Annotated in this window: 2 protein-coding genes; both read right to left on the bottom strand. The window is 44.5% G+C overall.

Annotation, left to right across the window (positions count from 1 at the left end):
• Window positions 1-213: MASE2 domain-containing protein (locus CWM53_RS22060; protein WP_319829944.1), on the bottom strand; the 213-nt coding region annotated here is incomplete at its 3' end.
• Window positions 214-635: 422 nt separating this feature from the next.
• The coding region (locus tag CWM53_RS22055) for a tail fiber domain-containing protein (protein WP_133124377.1) at window positions 636-1,241 on the bottom strand (606 nt) is incomplete at its 5' end.

Genomic DNA, 1,241 nt, shown 5'->3' with positions numbered 1-1,241 from the left:
CATCATGCTTGCCAGATAAGCAACCGATGGCCAGATGAGTGCATTCAGAATTAACAAGGCTATTGTTATTTTTTGATGTGACTGCTCCTGGAGGACAGAATATATAGGAAGAAAGCAAAGAACGACACCTATCTGACGTAAAAAAAATACTCGTTTAATAAACGATGAATTTCTATCAGATATGTATTTTTCATCCGGGAAATTTGTTAACATAGAAAGCCTATTAAAAATCGCTAAGAACCGATATCACTACAACCCACGAAATTACAAGATAAAACTGCCCTGCATTACAAATTTATAACATGGGTGTAAAAATTACAAGATTGCACCTCAATTAATTATAAACGTGTCAATAATAATATTTAGCATCCATTTCCCTGAATCTATTTTTATGATTTCTATCTGATGAAAAGTATTACTTTAGTTTTAAATCCTTAAACATGAAAACCCAACAGGATTTAGCACTATTGCATTATTAATTTTGGTAGGTTATTAAAAAACGACACAACATCTGACCAGTAGAACTTTACTTGAACTTACTTATCGTTTACTGCAAATTATTCTGTGATGTACACAGCAATTAATGTCGTTTCAGTTGCCCCCGGCAAGTGCCTCCGGGGGATTTTTTATGCTCCTCAACTTTCTAGGTCGTCAACTCGCCTAATCAAATCCTGTACCACGGTCACCAAATCGGCGATGATGGCCGTGTAATCCACATTCATCACCCTGAATATTTCGCCATCAATCTCCTGCTCGATGCCGGGGAAGGTATACAGGTCATCAACTTTCTCAGCTTGCTGGGCTATAAACCCACGCCTCCTGCGTGTTTCGCCCTTCATATTGAACTCGCATACCCCCAGCGCGTTAATGCGCCTGGAGGCACCTTCCTGAGATTCCGTAAAATCCTCTTTCAGCCGCACGTCTGAGCCGGTAGTCAGGACGTCCCCTTTGCCAGTGGAAATGGTGCCGCCAGCACGGAATATCCATGCGTCAGTACGTCCGAACCCATCCGCGTACAGCACAAGCCGGTGCTCAGTCCCGACCTGCTCTTCCATGTACATCTGTACGTAAGCCCCGTCCACGTCACCATAGGCCCCGCGCCCGGCCATCAATGAGCGTACCGGACTGGAGGTCAGTTGCGTTCCGATGGCTGGGTTTGCTGGCATGGTCGATGATGCTGTGATCCTCCCGTCCGTTACCCAAAAACTTTGTACCTGCGCGTTCAGGCGGTTCTGCCTGTC

The sequence above is a fragment of the Klebsiella sp. A-Nf5 genome (assembly GCF_002810545.1).
Classification (GTDB): Bacteria; Pseudomonadota; Gammaproteobacteria; order Enterobacterales; family Enterobacteriaceae; genus Klebsiella; species Klebsiella variicola.
Note: the sequence above shows the minus strand (reverse complement) of the source record. Positions and strands in the feature narration are given on the sequence as shown.